The sequence below is a fragment of the Vicinamibacterales bacterium genome, assembly GCA_036496585.1.
GTDB lineage: Bacteria > Acidobacteriota > Vicinamibacteria > Vicinamibacterales > 2-12-FULL-66-21 > JAICSD01.
This window is the reverse complement of the sequence record DASXLB010000022.1, coordinates 197,588-210,771: the sequence shown is the minus strand read 5'-3', so window position 1 is coordinate 210,771 and position 13,184 is coordinate 197,588. Positions and strand designations below refer to the sequence as shown.

Here is a 13,184-nt window from a genome sequence, read left to right as displayed (position 1 = left end):
GCTCGCCTACTTTTCCACAGGTGTCGCCTCGATCAGGCGCTTGACGATGTCGTCCGGCTTCACGCTATCAGCTTCCGCATTGAAGTTCGTGATCAGGCGATGTCGCAGCACGGGGGCTGCCACCGCCCGGATGTCTTCCGTTGCCACATAGGGCCGGCCACGCAAGAGCGCTCGCGCTTTGCCGGCCAGCACCAGGAATTGGCTTGCACGCGGGCCCGCTCCCCACGTGATGTAGTTCCGCACGAAGTCCGGGGCATCGTCCGCGTCCACGCGCGTCTTGCGAGTCAGGCGCATGGCGTAGCGGATCACGTGGTCGGCCACCGGCACCTGTAGCACCACGGATTGCATCGCCAGCAAATCCTCGGCATTGACGACGCGCTCGATGGTCACGGGGTTGCGTCGCGTGGTCGTTTCGATGATGCGGAACTCTTCATCCTCGGCCGGGTATTCGACCTTGATGTTGAACATGAAGCGATCCTGCTGCGCTTCCGGCAGCGGATACGTCCCTTCCTGCTCGATTGGGTTCTACGTCGCCAGCACGAAGAACGGGCTTGGCAGCCGATGCTTGTTCCCGCCGACGGTGACTTGCTTCTCCTGCATCGCTTCGAGCAGGGCCGCCTGCGTCTTGGGCGGCGTGCGGTTGATCTCGTCGGCGAGGATGATATTGGCGAAAATCGGACCGCGCAGGAACCGGATCATCCGCTTGCCGCTGGCGCGATCCTCTTCCACGACCTCGGCGCCGATGATGTCGGACGGCATCAGGTCCGGGGTGAACTGGATGCGGTTGAACCGGAGGTCGACGGCTTCGGCGAGCGTCTTGATGAGCAGCGTCTTGGCCAGGCCCGGTACGCCGCGCAGCAGGCAGTGGCCGCCGGCGAGGAAGGCAATCAGGATCTCGCGCACCACCCGCTGCTGGCCGACGATCGCGCGGGCCAGCTCGCGTTCGAGGCGGCCGGCGACCTCGGCCACGTCGACGTCGAGCAGGTTCGGATCCGTCTCCGCTTCCATCTCGGCTGAGTCTATACTAGCGACTACCGTCCGATGGCCAGTCCGCCCCCTTCGAAGTGGCAGTCGCTACCCACCGAGCAGATCAATCCCGCGAGTCTCGCCGTCGACAAGGCGCCTGTCCGCGACATCGTCGACATGATCGTCAACGAGGATCGCAAGGTCGTCGCGGCGGTACACAAGGAAAAAGAGAAGATCGCGCACGGCGTCGAGATCATCGCGCAGTCACTCGGCAAGGGCGGACGCGTGATCTTCGTCGGCGCCGGCACGAGCGGGCGTCTCGGCGTGGTAGAAGCATCGGAGATGCCTCCCACGTTTGGAACGCATCCCAGACTCGTCCAGGCGATCATGGCCGGCGGGCAGGCGGCGGTGTTCGAGGCCAAGGAGGGGGTCGAGGACAACTACGAGGAAGGCGGCCGCAGCGTCGCGCGGCTGCGCCTGTCGAATCGGGACGTCCTCATCGGTGTCTCGGCGAGCGGCATCACCCCGTTCGTCCGCGGCGCGCTGACCCGCGCGCGGAAGGCGGGCGCCAAGATCATCTTCGTGACCTGCTGGCCGGGGTCGGAACTCCAGAACTTCGTCGATCTGCTGATCGCCCCCAGCGTCGGCCCGGAGATCATCGCCGGCTCGACACGGCTGAAGGCGGGCACCGCGACCAAGATGGTGCTGAACATGCTCACGACGATCGCGATGATCAAGTGGGGCAAGACCTACGGCAACCTGATGGTCGACGTGAAGACCGGGTCCGAAAAACTGAAAGACCGCGCCAAGCGCATCCTCAACGTCGTGACCGGCCTCGATCCGACCGAGGCGGAATCGCTGCTCAAGCGCGCGCGCTGGAACGTCAAGGCGGCGATCGTGATGCAGAAGGCCGGCCTCACGCTGCCGCAGGCGATGAAGCGGCTGCGGCAGGCCGACAACTCGGTGCGCGAGGCGATCGGCGAGGACATCGAGCCCCGCCTCCGCGAGCTCCTCGGACAGCGTGAGCGGCAGGGCTGAGGCCCCTCTCGGCGGATGGCAGAGCTGAAGCCCTGCGCTACAAGTACAGAAGGAGCCAGGCCCTTCAGGGCGGCGCGTCCGGCTGCAGCACCGACGCCGCGGCTCGATCGAGCAGCAGTTCGGCGTCGCGGTGGAGCTGCAGGAACGACGCCGGCAGCCTCGTGTCGATCGGGCCCCTGACCATCCGCTCGACGCATTTCGCCTTCGCCTTCCCCGTCGCGATCAGGACGATCCGCCGCGCGTGGAGGATCGTCGCCATCCCGATCGACAACGCCTGTGCCGGCACCTTGTCGGGATCGCCGCCGAACAGCACGGCGTTGCTCCGCCGCGTCGAGGCCTTGAGCGTGACGCGGTGCGTACGGGGCTCGAGCACGCGCGCCGGTTCATTGAAGCCGATGTGGCCGTTGGTGCCGATGCCGAGGATCTGCAGGTCAACGCCGCCGGCCGCCGCGATCGCCGTTTCGTAGCGCGCGCATTCGGCGTCGGGGTCGGGAGCCGCGCCGTCGAGGAAGTTGATCTGCGCGGGCGGCACGTTGACCCGCGAGAACAGATGCTCGTGCATGAACGTGCGGAAACTGCCCGGGTGATCGCCGGCGATGCCGAGGAACTCGTCGAGATTGAACGTGGTCGCGAGCGAGAAATCGGCCTGTCCGTTCGCGTGCAGCGCGCCAAGCTCATGGTAGAGCCGCACCGGCGTCCGCCCGGTCGCCAGTCCGAAGACGAGGGCTGGGCGCTGGCCCAGCATGGCGGCGATCTGCACCGCGAGCGTCCGCGCCAGCGCCCGATCGTTGTCGATGACCGTGATCTTCACGCATCCGCCTTGTACGAAGGAATCGTGTAGCCGCCGCGCGCCTCGGCGATCGCGAGCCGCACGGCGCCGATCGCCGGTTCGTCCTCGAGCAGCCGCGTCGAGCTCCCCGGCGAGGCCATCGGCAGCCGGCGCGCCAACTCCTGTTCGAGCCACGGCACCGCCCGGAAGATGCCGCCGGAGAGGACAAAGGGAAACGACGAGCCCGTCATGCCGAGCCGTTGCGCGACGATCAGCGCCGACGACTCGAGCTCGGCGGCGGCGCGTTCGAGAATCCCGGCCGCCACCTGGTCGCCGGCGCTGAAGGCGCGCATGACGACCGGCGCCAGCGCGGCGAGCGCCGCGGGTCGGAGCGATTCGGCATAGACGTGGTGAATCACCTCCTGCGCGCGGGGCACGCCGTAGTGCGCGAGCAGGAGCGGCGTGAGCGCGGTCGCGGGGCCGCGCCGATCGGCCTGGCGCAGCACCGCGCGCAGCGCGGCGCGGCCGATCCAGTAACCACTCCCCTCGTCGCCCAGCACGAATCCCCATCCGCCGGCGCGCGCGGCTTCGCGGCGATCGTTGCGCCCGTAACAAATCGACCCGGTACCGGCGATCACGACAACGCCAGGACGCCCCGGCGCGCCCGCCTCGAGCGCCACCAGCGCGTCGTTGACGATGAGAAGGCGCGCCTTGTAGCCGATCCGCCGCATGATGCCGCCGACGACGCGCGCGTCGTCGGGCCGATCGACGCCGGCGATGCCGAGGCAGATGGCGCTTGGCACGACGTCGTGCCCCGCCAGCGCCGCCTCCATCACCTCGTAGAGCGTCTTCTCGACCTCCAGCTCCCCCGCGGCCTGCAGGTTGGCGCCGCCGCGGCGGGCTTCCGCGAGCACATTCCCAGCCGCGTCAGCGAGCTGGCAAACGGTCTTTGTTCCTCCCGCGTCGATTCCAAGCACGTGCATGGGCGTGACTACGATGGTACACTCAGCTGTTCCCATGATGTTTCCCACGGGCTTCCGGCGCGGTCGTCGCATCGCGCTGCTGGCCATCGCGGCGACGGCGTTCGTCGCGCTCGGCGGCGCCCCGGCGGCGGGTGTGCACGCGCAGCCCGCCGTCAGCGTGGCGGAAACGCGCGCGCTGTGGGTGCTGCGCTCGTCGTTGAACTCGCCAGCGAGCATCGCGACGCTCGTGCGCACGGCGCGCGAACAGGGGTTCAACACGCTGCTCGTGCAGGTGCGAGGGCGCGGTGACGCCTACTACACGAGCGCCATCGAGCCGCGCGCCGCAGATCTCGCCCGCCAGCCGGCGTCTTTCGATCCCCTCGCGACACTGCTCGCCGACGCGCACGCGGCCGGCCTTCGCGTCCACGCCTGGGTGTCGGTGAACCTGATCTCGAGCGCCGTCGATCTACCGGTGTCGCCGGAACACCTGCTCGCGCGGCATCCAGAGTGGCTGATGGTGCCGAGGCCGATCGCGCAGGAGCTGGCGCATGTCGATCCGACCAACCCCGGGTACGCAGGGCGGATCGCGCGCTGGACCCGCGGGCAGCTCGAGACGGTCGAGGGGCTCTACGTCTCACCCGTGACGCCCGCCGCGGTCGCCTACTTCGAGACGGTGGTCACCGACCTCGCCCGCCGCTACGACATCGACGGTGTGCATCTCGACTACGCCCGCTTTCCGAATCCGCAGTTCGACTACAGCCGCTTCGCGATCGCCGAGTTCCGCGGCGACCTGCGCCCGCGGCTGGCGGCTGCGGTCCGCGCACAGATCGATGCGGCCGCCGCCGACGATCTGTTCGCGTATCCCGATCGGTTTCCGGCCGAGTGGAAGGCCTTCCGCCGCGCGCGCATGACGGCGCTCGTCGCCGGCGTGCGTCAGGCGCTTCGAGCGGTGAAACCGTCGATCGTACTTAGCGCCGCCGTGGCGCCCGACCCGCAGGACGCGGCCGAAGAGCGGCTGCAGGACTGGCGCGCCTGGCTCGCCGACGGCCTCGTCGACGCGATCGCGCCGATGGCGTACACGCAGGAGCCGGCACGCTTCGTGGACCAGATTGCCGCGGTCCGCGAAGCCGCCGGCGCCCACACTGTCTGGGCCGGCATCGGCGCCTACCGTTTGTCACCGGCGCAGACGATCGAGGACATCCAGGCGGCGCGCCGCCTCGGCACGGCGGGGTTCGTGCTGTTTTCCTACGACAGCCTGATCGGTGCGAAGGAACCCGACTACCTGGCGAGAGTCAGCAGGGGCGCGTTCGCGGCCAGCGCGACGAATCCGCAAGCGACGCCGAGGTGAGGGGGGAAACAAGGCCCCGGTGCCAAAGGTGCCAAGGGTGCTAAAGGTGCTAAAGGTGCTGGTGCTAAGGGTGCCAGGGGTGCCAGGGGTGCCAGCGGTGCTGAGGGTCCTGAGGCTTTCTTGAGGCTGGTTGGCTCCATCATCGACTCTGCGATACAGGCGCGGGTCTTTCCGGGCGCGGTCGTCGAGGCGGGAAGCCGTGAGGGCCGCTGGAGTGGCGCGTTTGGAACGCTGACCTACGCGGCCGATTCACCGCGCGTCACGCTGTCCACGGTCTACGATCTCGCATCGCTGACCAAAGTCATCGCCACCGCGACACAAGCGATGCGCGCCATCGACGCCGGAGCGGTCTCGCTCGAACGCCGGCTCACCGACTACCTGCCCGCTTGGCGCGGTGACGACCGGGCTGGCGTGCGCATTGTCGATCTGCTCGAGCACGCGTCAGGGCTGACGGCCTACCTGCCGTTCTTCCGCGATCACCGCGGCCGCGCGGATTTCGAGACCGCCATCTGCACGCTGCCGCTCGAGTACTCGCCGCGCACCCAGTCGATCTACAGCGACCTCGGTTTCATCCTGCTCGGATTCATCCTCGAGGACGTCGGCTTCCCGCTATCGGATCTCCCCTCGATGTCAGCGATCGCAGGCGATGCGGATGCGTGGCTCGGGTTCACGCCGCCGCGCGCGCTCGGCCCCCGCTGCGCCCCGACCGAGCTGGACTTGTGGCGCGGCCGGTTGCTGCAGGGCGAAGTTCACGACGAGAACTGCTGGACACTCGGAGGCGTCGCGGGTCACGCCGGCATGTTCGGCACGGCATCGGCCGTCGGCGCGTTCGCGCGCGCCATCCTCGCCGGTCTGCTCGACTCGTCGACTCCGGGCGACACCGTCGAGCACCTGGGCGTCCGACGCGCGACGCTTGCCCGGTTCGTTCGCAAATCGAGCGTCCCTGGCAGCTCGCGTGCCCTGGCATGGGACACGATGCTGCCCACGTCTTCGTGCGGCACGCGGCTCTCGGCGCGAGCCGTCGGGCACACCGGGTTCACCGGCACCTCGCTGTGGATCGATCCCGAACGGGATCTCTATGTCGTGCTGCTCACCAATCGCGTGCATCCGACGCGCGACAACAATCGGATTCGATCGGTGCGGCGACAGGTGCATGAAGAGTTGGCAGCTGAAGTGGGCAGCAGGCAGTAGGCCGTGCCTGCCACCTGCCAGCTTCGCATTCCAACTGCCCACTCTCTCCCGGCGTCCTAACCAGCAGTGCCAACTCTCTCAGTGACCGCCACGTCCCCGACCGGGCAGTTGAATCGGCCCGCTGCCGGGCACTTCGAATCCGCCTGGGGGACCTTGGCGGCCGCCGCCGGGATCGCCCGGGCCGCCGGTGCGCCCGGGGCCTCGACCGGGACCGCCAGGGAAGCCGGGGCCGCCACGGCCGCCCGGGAACCCTGGACCGCCGCGTCCGCCGGGGCCGACCGGCAGCCCGCCGCGGCCGCCGCCTGCGCCGAGGCCCTGGAAGATAAACATCCACTCGTTGTAATGGTTGCGGTTCAGGTAGAGCCGGACCGATTCAGCCTTGCTCTTGCTGCGAACGCCGAGCATACCGCCCGGGACGGTGCCGTTCGACGAACTGTTGGCGGTGCTCTCGCTGTTCGCGCCCAGGCGTCCGGTCGACGCCGGCGGGCCGCCGCTGATCGCTTGCGTGGTGCCGCCGCCACCCGGCAGCGTCGAGCCCACCTGACCGGCGGGATTCGGATTCGCCGCGGAAATCAGATCGAAATCGTCGTTGGTGATCGGGTCCTTGAACTTCTTGCGGAGATAACGACCCTGCACGAGATCGTCGACGCGCGTCGGCAGCGAGTTCGTCCGCCGATTGAAGAGCCGAATCGCTCTCACGTACTGTTGACCGCGGAAGACGAGCTCCTCTTCCTTCTCCCGCTGGATGTCGTGGCGCCAGACCGGCAGGACCACCGACATCATCACGGCCATGACCGCCAGTGTGACGAGCAGCGCCGCCATCGCGTAGCCGCGCGCGCCGCCGGACCGCGAAGGCACGTCTTGACCCCGTAAACTCATGAGACTACTATTGTTAGCGCCATTTATGGTAGCACACCGCCGCTGCGTCATCCTGTCGCTCCTTCTGGTGCCGCTCGCGCTCGTCGCCGCGTGCGACAAGGTGCCCCTGCTGGCGCCGACCGGCAGTGTGATCACACTCATTCCCGAGGCCAACAGCGCGCCGCTCAACGGTCAGATTCCGATCGTCGCCACTGTCATCGAAAACGGCGTGGCCTCAGCCGGATCCGGCGCCGGCAGCGGCGTCACCAGCACCACCGGTGCCGGGACGCCCGTGCAGAACGGGACGCTGATCACTTTTACGACGACGATTGGACGGATTGAGCCTTCCGAGGCGCGGACGAACAACGGCCAGGTCACGGTCCAGCTGATCACCGGAGGCGCCAGCGGAACCGCGGTGATCACGGCGTATTCCGGCGGCGCCTCGAGTACCGCGCAAATCAAGGTTGGCGCGGCCTCCGTCGCGAGCGTCAACGTCACCACCACGCCGCAGTCGCTCGGCTCGTCGGGGGGCTCCGTTCAGGTACAGGCCACGGTCGCCGACACGGGCGGCTCAGCGGTGTCTGGGGTGGCGGTCACCTTCTCCACCGACAAGGGCTCGGTGTCGCCGTCGACGGCGACCACTGATTCGAACGGCGTCGCCAACGCCACGCTCACCACGACCGCCACCGCAAAAGTGACGGCGACCGTCAACGGCGCCGGCACCGGCAGCGCGCCGGTCACCGCGACCGCCACCATCACGGTCAGCGCCTTCGGCCTGTCCGGCTTCACCGCCACGCCCAACGCGACGACCGCCGGCACCCCGGTCGCCTTCAGCGTGACGCCGAACACCAACGCGAACCTGTTGAACGTCCGCGTCAATTTCGGCGATGGCTCGAGCACCGACCTCGGCGCCATCAGCGGCGCGACGGCTGTGCAGACATCGCACGCCTATTGCTCGCCCGGTACCTACACGGCAACCGCCACCGCCACCGATCTCGCCGGCGGATCGGGATCGCTCTCGACCACGGTGATCATCGGCGCGCTGCCGATCACGCTCTCGAGCAGCAACGGCACGCCCACCGTGGCCTCGCCGGTGACGTTCACCGCCGGCGGCGTCACCGGCGCGCAGGTGTCGCGCTACGTGTGGACCTTCGACGACGGCACGGGAACCCAGACCACCAGCGCACCGCAGCTCTCGCACACGTTCACCAGCCGCGGCGTGAAGAACGTGCGCGTCGACGTGTTCGGCGTCAGCGGCTGCGAGATCGGCACGGCGGCCCTGCAACTCGACGTGCAGTAGGACTTGCGGCTGATCAAGTATCTGAAGGCGCGGCTCGAGCCGGTCCTGGTCGGCGATCGCGAGTTCGTCGACGCCGCCTTTCGCGACATTCTCGGGCGCGACGCCGACCAGGGCGGCCTCGACTTCTATGCCGGCGTGCTCCGCTCGGGAGTCCGCCGCACCGCCGTCCTTCTCGACATCATGCGTTCGCCAGAGTTCCAGCGATCGCTGACGCCGGCCGCACCGTCGACGCTGCCCAACCTGGTGGTGGAACGGCCCGAGCGCTATCGGCGCACTGTCGATCGGCACAGCCAGCAGTCGATCCTCGTCTTCGACGCGGCGTCGTCGTCCGACTTCGATTGGCTGGAGTCGGCGATCATCGCCAACGGCTATTACGAGGAGCCTGGCGTCTGGATCCTCGACGTCGACTTCGACAAGCGTCTGGTCGCCGAGATGATCGCCGCGTTCGCGCCGCAAGCGGCGCTCGAGCTGGGGACGGCGGCCGGCGCGGTCCTGCAATGCCTCGACGATCTCGGCATCGAGGCCGTGGGAGTCGAGATCAGCGCGATGGCGATCGCCAGGGCGTCGGACCGTATTCGTCCGCGCATCCATCAGGGAGATCTGCTGGCGATCGATCTGCCGCCGAAATACGACCTCGTGTTCGGTCTCGACGTCTTCGAGCACCTCAACCCGAACAAGATCGACGCCTACATCGCCAGGATGGCGCAGATCACACGCGACGACGCGTACCTGTTCTGTAACATCCCGGCGTTCGGCGAGGACGAGGTCTTCGGGACCGTCTTCCCTTTCTATCTCGACGCCTGGGCGGAAGAGGCGCGCGACGGCCTGCTGCACACGCTGCACACCGACGGGACCGGCTATCCGATCCACGGCCATCTGACCTGGGCGACGGCTCCGTGGTGGGTGCGCCATTTCGAGGCCGCTGGGTTCGTGCGCGAGGTCGAAATCGAGCGCGCCTTCCACGGCGTCTACGACGGCTACATGAGCAGGCGATCGCCGGCGCGCTGCGCGTATCTCGTCTTCGCCAAGCCCGGGGCGGCGCGACGACGTGCCGACGTGCTCGCGCGGATCGGGGCGGGGTCGAAGCTGCTGTGACTGGGTGGCGCCCGAGGCGCTACCAGTCCGAGTAGGCGCTGCCGTCGAGGGCGGTGCCCTGCGCGCCGCTCTTGACGTCGTAGATGCCGGCCTCGCTGTTCGGGCTGTTCGGATCGGGCTCGGCCGGGACCGTCACCCAGCTGTCGCTCGACTTCGCGACCGGATCCTCAGGCACCTTGCGCATGTAGCCGTCGCTGACCAGCGCGTCGAGACCGCTGGGATACTTGCCCTTGTCGGCGTAGTACTGATCGATCGCGTCGCGCATCCGGAAGAGATCGGTGCGCAGCACCGCCTCGCGCGACGACGCGACGGAATTCTTGTACTGGACCAGGCCCATCGCCGCGAGGATCGAGATTAGCGAGATCACGATCAGCAGCTCGACGAGCGTAAAACCTTTTTCGCGCCACGTGCCGCGCGTTGCGCTACCAGTCTTTGTATTTCGTGCCATCGAGTGCCTTGCCTTCCGACTTCGAGTAGACGTCGAACACGCTGCTGCCGCCCCACGACGTGGAATCCGGCCGGTCGGAATAGGCGCGCATGCCCCAATCGGTCGAATGCGTCATCGGATCGATCGGAATGCGCCGCAACATCTTGACCTTCGTTCCGGTGGCGTCGTTCGCCTTGCCCACGCCGTCGACCAGCTGCTGCAGGGTGGCCGGATAATTCTCCGAGCCGGCCTTGATGTCGAACGCCGAGATCCCGCCGGCATCCGCCAGGTCCTTGAACTTGTCGATCGCGGTGCGCATCTCGCGCAGGTCCCGCCGCAGCTCACTTTCGCGCTCGCGCTGGATGCTCACCTTGGCGAGCGGCATCGCGGCCGAGGCGAGGATCAGCAGGATGGCGCAGACGACGAGCAGCTCGACGAACGTGAATCCGCCTTCGCCGCGGCGCGAGCGCCGTTCCCGAACCCACCGCTGAGCGAATCGCGTCGCCATCGTGCCCCACATGTCGTCTCGAATTCCAGCCGTGCCGCTTGCCGCCGCCTGACGCGCTATCGCACCGTCACGGTGACCGGCGACGAGGTGATCGGCACCGGCGAACCGTTCGGACCCAGCGCGACGCCGCTGATCCCGATCGTGCTCGTCCCCGGCACCACCGCGTCGAACATCAGCGCCGCGATGACGCCGGCGCCCGATGCGCCGGTCTGATCGTTGGCGCGGCTGATCACCAGGTCGACGCGACCGGTCGAGCCGTCGATCTTCGGCGCGAAGCTCGCCGTGACGTTTCCCTGGCGCATGAACGTCCCCTCGGTCGCGGTGCGGACGCGCAGGACCGCCGGGTTGTAGGTGATCGTCAGCGTCAGCGTCGACATACGCGTCGCGTTGTTGATCGTGATCGGCACGGTGTAGGGACCGCCGCCGACGCGGAACTCGGTGCCCGGAGCCGTGACGATGATCTGCGCCGGCGTCGACGCGTTCGTGCCTCGGCCGGCGGCCGCGTCGGTCGCAGCCGGCGGCGTCACAGCCGATGGGTTCGCGGCCGACGGCGTCGCTGCCGGCATCGGCGCGTTGGCGCCAGCTGGCGGCGTGTTGACGCCGGCAGGCGGCGTATTGGCGCCGGCAGGCGGCGTATTGGCGCCGGCAGGAGCCGCACCAGCCGCTGCCGGAGACGTGGTCGGCGGCAGCGCCCCGACCGGAGGCAGCGTCGTCTGGGTCGGAATCGCCGCGCCCGCGGCCGGCACCGACGGCGTCGCCTGACCGGTTGCGGTCGGCGGCAGCGTCGGCGGCGCGGTCGGCGTCTGCACGTACGACGGCACCGCTGCCGTACCTGGCGGCGCGGCCGGGTTCGGGTTCTGGTTTCCGGGTCGCGCCGCGACCGGCGGCCCCTGCGCGCCCGTCTGCGGCACGTTGCCAGGCAGCGGCTGGCCGCCTGGCGCGGCAGCCGGCGCGGGTGGGGCGGCCGCTTCGGGCTGCGCCGCAATCAGCGCCGGCGGCCCGGACAGCCCGATGTTCCCCTGCGTACCGATGTAGATGTTGCTGACATCTTCCTTCGAGAGCTCATGATCACGCACGATGTGCGGCGTGATCAGCATCACGATGTCGTTGTCCTGATCGTTGACGTCGTTCTGTGTGAAGACCGCGTTGATCCCGGGAATATGACCGAGCCCGGGGACGCCCCTTCTCGACTTGGTCTTGTCCTGCCGGATCAGGCCGGCGAGCAGATTCGCCTCCCCTTCACGCAGCCGGAGATAGGTCGTGACCTTGCGCGAGGTGAACGACGGCGCCGACTGCCCGCCGACGTTGACGTCGCTGCCGAGCGCGCTGCTCTCGACCGAGATCTTGAGGCGGACTTCCCCTTCGTAGGTCACCGCGGGCGTGATGTCGAGGATGACGCCGACGGTCCGATAGCTGTACGACGAGGTCGGGGTGGTCGCGAGGCCGCCGGCGGCGGCGGCGCCGAACACCGTCTGCAGCACCGGAATGTCCTGGCCGAGATTCAGCGTCATCTGCTGCCCTTCCGAGCCGCGCAGCTGCGGCTTGGCGAGCGTCCGCGACTGCGAGTCCTGCTCGAGGAAGTTGACGACCGCGTAGGGCACGCCGAGGTAGAAGTCGTTGGTGCTGACCCCCTGGCTGATGGTGTTGAGATTGAACGGGGGGGGCGCGCTGACGGCGCCGCCGCCGGCGTTCGGCGGCGCGACCTCGGGCGAGAAGATCAGGTTGAGCGCGTATTGGCTCAAATCGATACCGTACTTCTTCACGCGGGCGTTGTTGACCTCGAGGATCTGGATGTCGAGCAGGACTTCGGCGCGCGGACGGTCGTTGGCCCGGATGAGCCGCTCGGTCACGTCCATGACCGGTGCGGTGGCGCGGACGGTGATGGTGTTCGCCGTCTTGTTCGGCATCACCATCGGCGGCACCGGCATCTGCGGGATGCGCATCAGGCTGTTCACCAACTGCGAGAGCTCGGTCGCGTCGGCGTGGTTGATGTAGAACACCCGCATCACGAGATCGTCGTACTGCTGGTGCTTGGCAGGCTGATCCGGGATGACGATGATGGTCCGGGGCCCGGTGACCTTGTAGTAATACTGGTTCGCCGACAGCACCTGGTTCAGCGCTTCCTCGAGCGTCACGCCGTCCAGATTCACAGGGCCGTAGGATTTTTCCTGAAACTGCTGGTCGTAGTTGATGTTGATGCCCGACGCGGTGCCGATGAAGTTGAGGATGTCGCGCAGGCTGGCCTGCTGCCCGAAGTTCATGCGCAGCGGTTCGCGCGACGCGGGATTCAGCAGCGGCGGCGCGTTGGCGGGCCGGGCCTGCTGCTGGAGCTGCTCGATCCGCGGACGCTCGCGGGTCGCCTCCACACGCTCGCGGATCTTGCGTTCCAGCTCGGAGACCTTGGCCTCGACGACCCGATCGGTCGACGTGATCTCGAGCGCCTTGCGGTACTCGACCAACGCCGCCTCGAGGTCGTCGCGCCGTTCGAGTTCGCGCGCGTGCTCGGTGTGATCGTGATAGGCCTCGTCCTGCGCGCGGCGCAGGTGGATGCGGTACTCGCCGTTGTCGGGATTCTCCTGGACCGCCTTGGTGAAGAACTTGATGGCGGTGTCCCAGTCGCTGACCCGGGCGGCGTCCTGCCCATGCCGGAAGGCTTGCGACGCCGCGCAGCCGGAGGCGACCAGCGCGAGCACGAGCAGTCCTGCCAATTTGCGTGTCATGT

At 68.2% G+C, this 13,184-nt stretch carries 12 protein-coding genes and 1 pseudogene; 5 read left to right on the top strand and 8 right to left on the bottom strand.

The genetic code is table 11. The features are described from left to right. Positions 1-6 precede the first annotated feature (6 nt). Complete coding sequence (locus VGI12_07770) at positions 7-468, bottom strand: MoxR family ATPase (GenBank protein HEY2432557.1); 462 nt, start codon at positions 466-468, stop codon at positions 7-9. Positions 469-474: 6 nt separating this feature from the next. Further along, a pseudogene (locus VGI12_07765) lies at positions 475-1,008 on the bottom strand (AAA family ATPase). A 33-nt stretch (positions 1,009-1,041) separates the two neighbouring features. On the opposite strand from VGI12_07765, the gene murQ reads away from it, so the two are divergent. Beyond that, a complete protein-coding gene (gene murQ, locus VGI12_07760; GenBank protein HEY2432556.1) occupies positions 1,042-2,004 on the top strand; it encodes an N-acetylmuramic acid 6-phosphate etherase in 963 nt (320 codons plus the stop codon). A 64-nt stretch (positions 2,005-2,068) separates the two neighbouring features. On the opposite strand, the gene nagB is transcribed toward murQ, so the two are convergent. Then, the gene (gene nagB / locus VGI12_07755; GenBank protein HEY2432555.1) at positions 2,069-2,815 is read right to left on the bottom strand and encodes a glucosamine-6-phosphate deaminase; all 747 of its coding nucleotides are present in this window, start codon (positions 2,813-2,815) and stop codon (positions 2,069-2,071) included. Next, entirely contained in the window at positions 2,812-3,756 is a 945-nt protein-coding gene (locus VGI12_07750; GenBank protein HEY2432554.1) for a BadF/BadG/BcrA/BcrD ATPase family protein, read from the bottom strand. Before VGI12_07750 ends, nagB begins: the two co-directional genes overlap by 4 nt. A gap of 34 nt (positions 3,757-3,790) precedes the next feature. Between VGI12_07750 and VGI12_07745 the strand changes: the two genes are divergently transcribed. Both VGI12_07745 and VGI12_07740 read left to right on the top strand, forming a co-directional pair. Then, positions 3,791-5,083 (top strand): family 10 glycosylhydrolase, encoded by a 1,293-nt coding sequence (locus VGI12_07745; protein ID HEY2432553.1) that lies wholly within the window; start codon positions 3,791-3,793, stop codon positions 5,081-5,083. Positions 5,084-5,203: 120 nt separating this feature from the next. Then, complete coding sequence (locus tag VGI12_07740; protein ID HEY2432552.1) at positions 5,204-6,274, top strand: serine hydrolase domain-containing protein; 1,071 nt, start codon at positions 5,204-5,206, stop codon at positions 6,272-6,274. Positions 6,275-6,352: 78 nt separating this feature from the next. On the opposite strand, the gene VGI12_07735 is transcribed toward VGI12_07740, so the two are convergent. Beyond that, entirely contained in the window at positions 6,353-7,153 is an 801-nt protein-coding gene (locus tag VGI12_07735; GenBank protein HEY2432551.1) for a type II secretion system protein, read from the bottom strand. Between the two features lie 25 nt (positions 7,154-7,178). On the opposite strand from VGI12_07735, the gene VGI12_07730 reads away from it, so the two are divergent. Beyond that, complete coding sequence (locus VGI12_07730) at positions 7,179-8,432, top strand: PKD domain-containing protein (GenBank protein HEY2432550.1); 1,254 nt, start codon at positions 7,179-7,181, stop codon at positions 8,430-8,432. 3 nt (positions 8,433-8,435) lie between these two features. Further along, on the top strand, positions 8,436-9,527 hold the full coding sequence (locus VGI12_07725; GenBank protein ID HEY2432549.1) for a DUF4214 domain-containing protein: 1,092 nt from the start codon (positions 8,436-8,438) through the stop codon (positions 9,525-9,527). A gap of 19 nt (positions 9,528-9,546) precedes the next feature. Here the strand turns inward: VGI12_07725 and VGI12_07720 are convergent, their stop codons facing one another. From VGI12_07720 to VGI12_07710, 3 genes are read right to left on the bottom strand one after another with little or no spacing between them, the layout of a single operon-like run. After that, positions 9,547-9,975: a prepilin-type N-terminal cleavage/methylation domain-containing protein gene (locus VGI12_07720; GenBank protein HEY2432548.1), complete on the bottom strand. Its 429-nt coding sequence runs from the start codon at positions 9,973-9,975 to the stop codon at positions 9,547-9,549. Continuing rightward, the gene (locus VGI12_07715; GenBank protein ID HEY2432547.1) at positions 9,950-10,474 is read right to left on the bottom strand and encodes a type II secretion system protein; all 525 of its coding nucleotides are present in this window, start codon (positions 10,472-10,474) and stop codon (positions 9,950-9,952) included. The genes VGI12_07720 and VGI12_07715 overlap by 26 nt, the downstream gene beginning before the upstream one ends. 44 nt (positions 10,475-10,518) lie before the next feature. After that, positions 10,519-13,182 (bottom strand): secretin N-terminal domain-containing protein, encoded by a 2,664-nt coding sequence (locus tag VGI12_07710; GenBank protein HEY2432546.1) that lies wholly within the window; start codon positions 13,180-13,182, stop codon positions 10,519-10,521. Positions 13,183-13,184 lie beyond the last annotated feature (2 nt).

Excerpts from the sequence above, each read along its gene's own strand:
- VGI12_07745 (HEY2432553.1), top strand. The coding sequence starts at position 3,791 with ATGATGTTTCCCACGGGCTTCCGGCGCGGTCGTCGCATCGCGCTGCTG.
- VGI12_07715 (HEY2432547.1), bottom strand. The coding sequence starts at position 10,474 with ATGTGGGGCACGATGGCGACGCGATTCGCTCAGCGGTGGGTTCGGGAA.
- murQ (HEY2432556.1), top strand. The coding sequence starts at position 1,042 with ATGGCCAGTCCGCCCCCTTCGAAGTGGCAGTCGCTACCCACCGAGCAG.
- VGI12_07735 (HEY2432551.1), bottom strand. The coding sequence starts at position 7,153 with ATGAGTTTACGGGGTCAAGACGTGCCTTCGCGGTCCGGCGGCGCGCGC.
- VGI12_07720 (HEY2432548.1), bottom strand. The coding sequence starts at position 9,975 with ATGGCACGAAATACAAAGACTGGTAGCGCAACGCGCGGCACGTGGCGC.
- VGI12_07710 (HEY2432546.1), bottom strand. The coding sequence starts at position 13,182 with ATGACACGCAAATTGGCAGGACTGCTCGTGCTCGCGCTGGTCGCCTCC.
- VGI12_07730 (HEY2432550.1), top strand. The coding sequence starts at position 7,179 with ATGGTAGCACACCGCCGCTGCGTCATCCTGTCGCTCCTTCTGGTGCCG.
- VGI12_07750 (HEY2432554.1), bottom strand. The coding sequence starts at position 3,756 with ATGCACGTGCTTGGAATCGACGCGGGAGGAACAAAGACCGTTTGCCAG.
- VGI12_07770 (HEY2432557.1), bottom strand. The coding sequence starts at position 468 with ATGTTCAACATCAAGGTCGAATACCCGGCCGAGGATGAAGAGTTCCGC.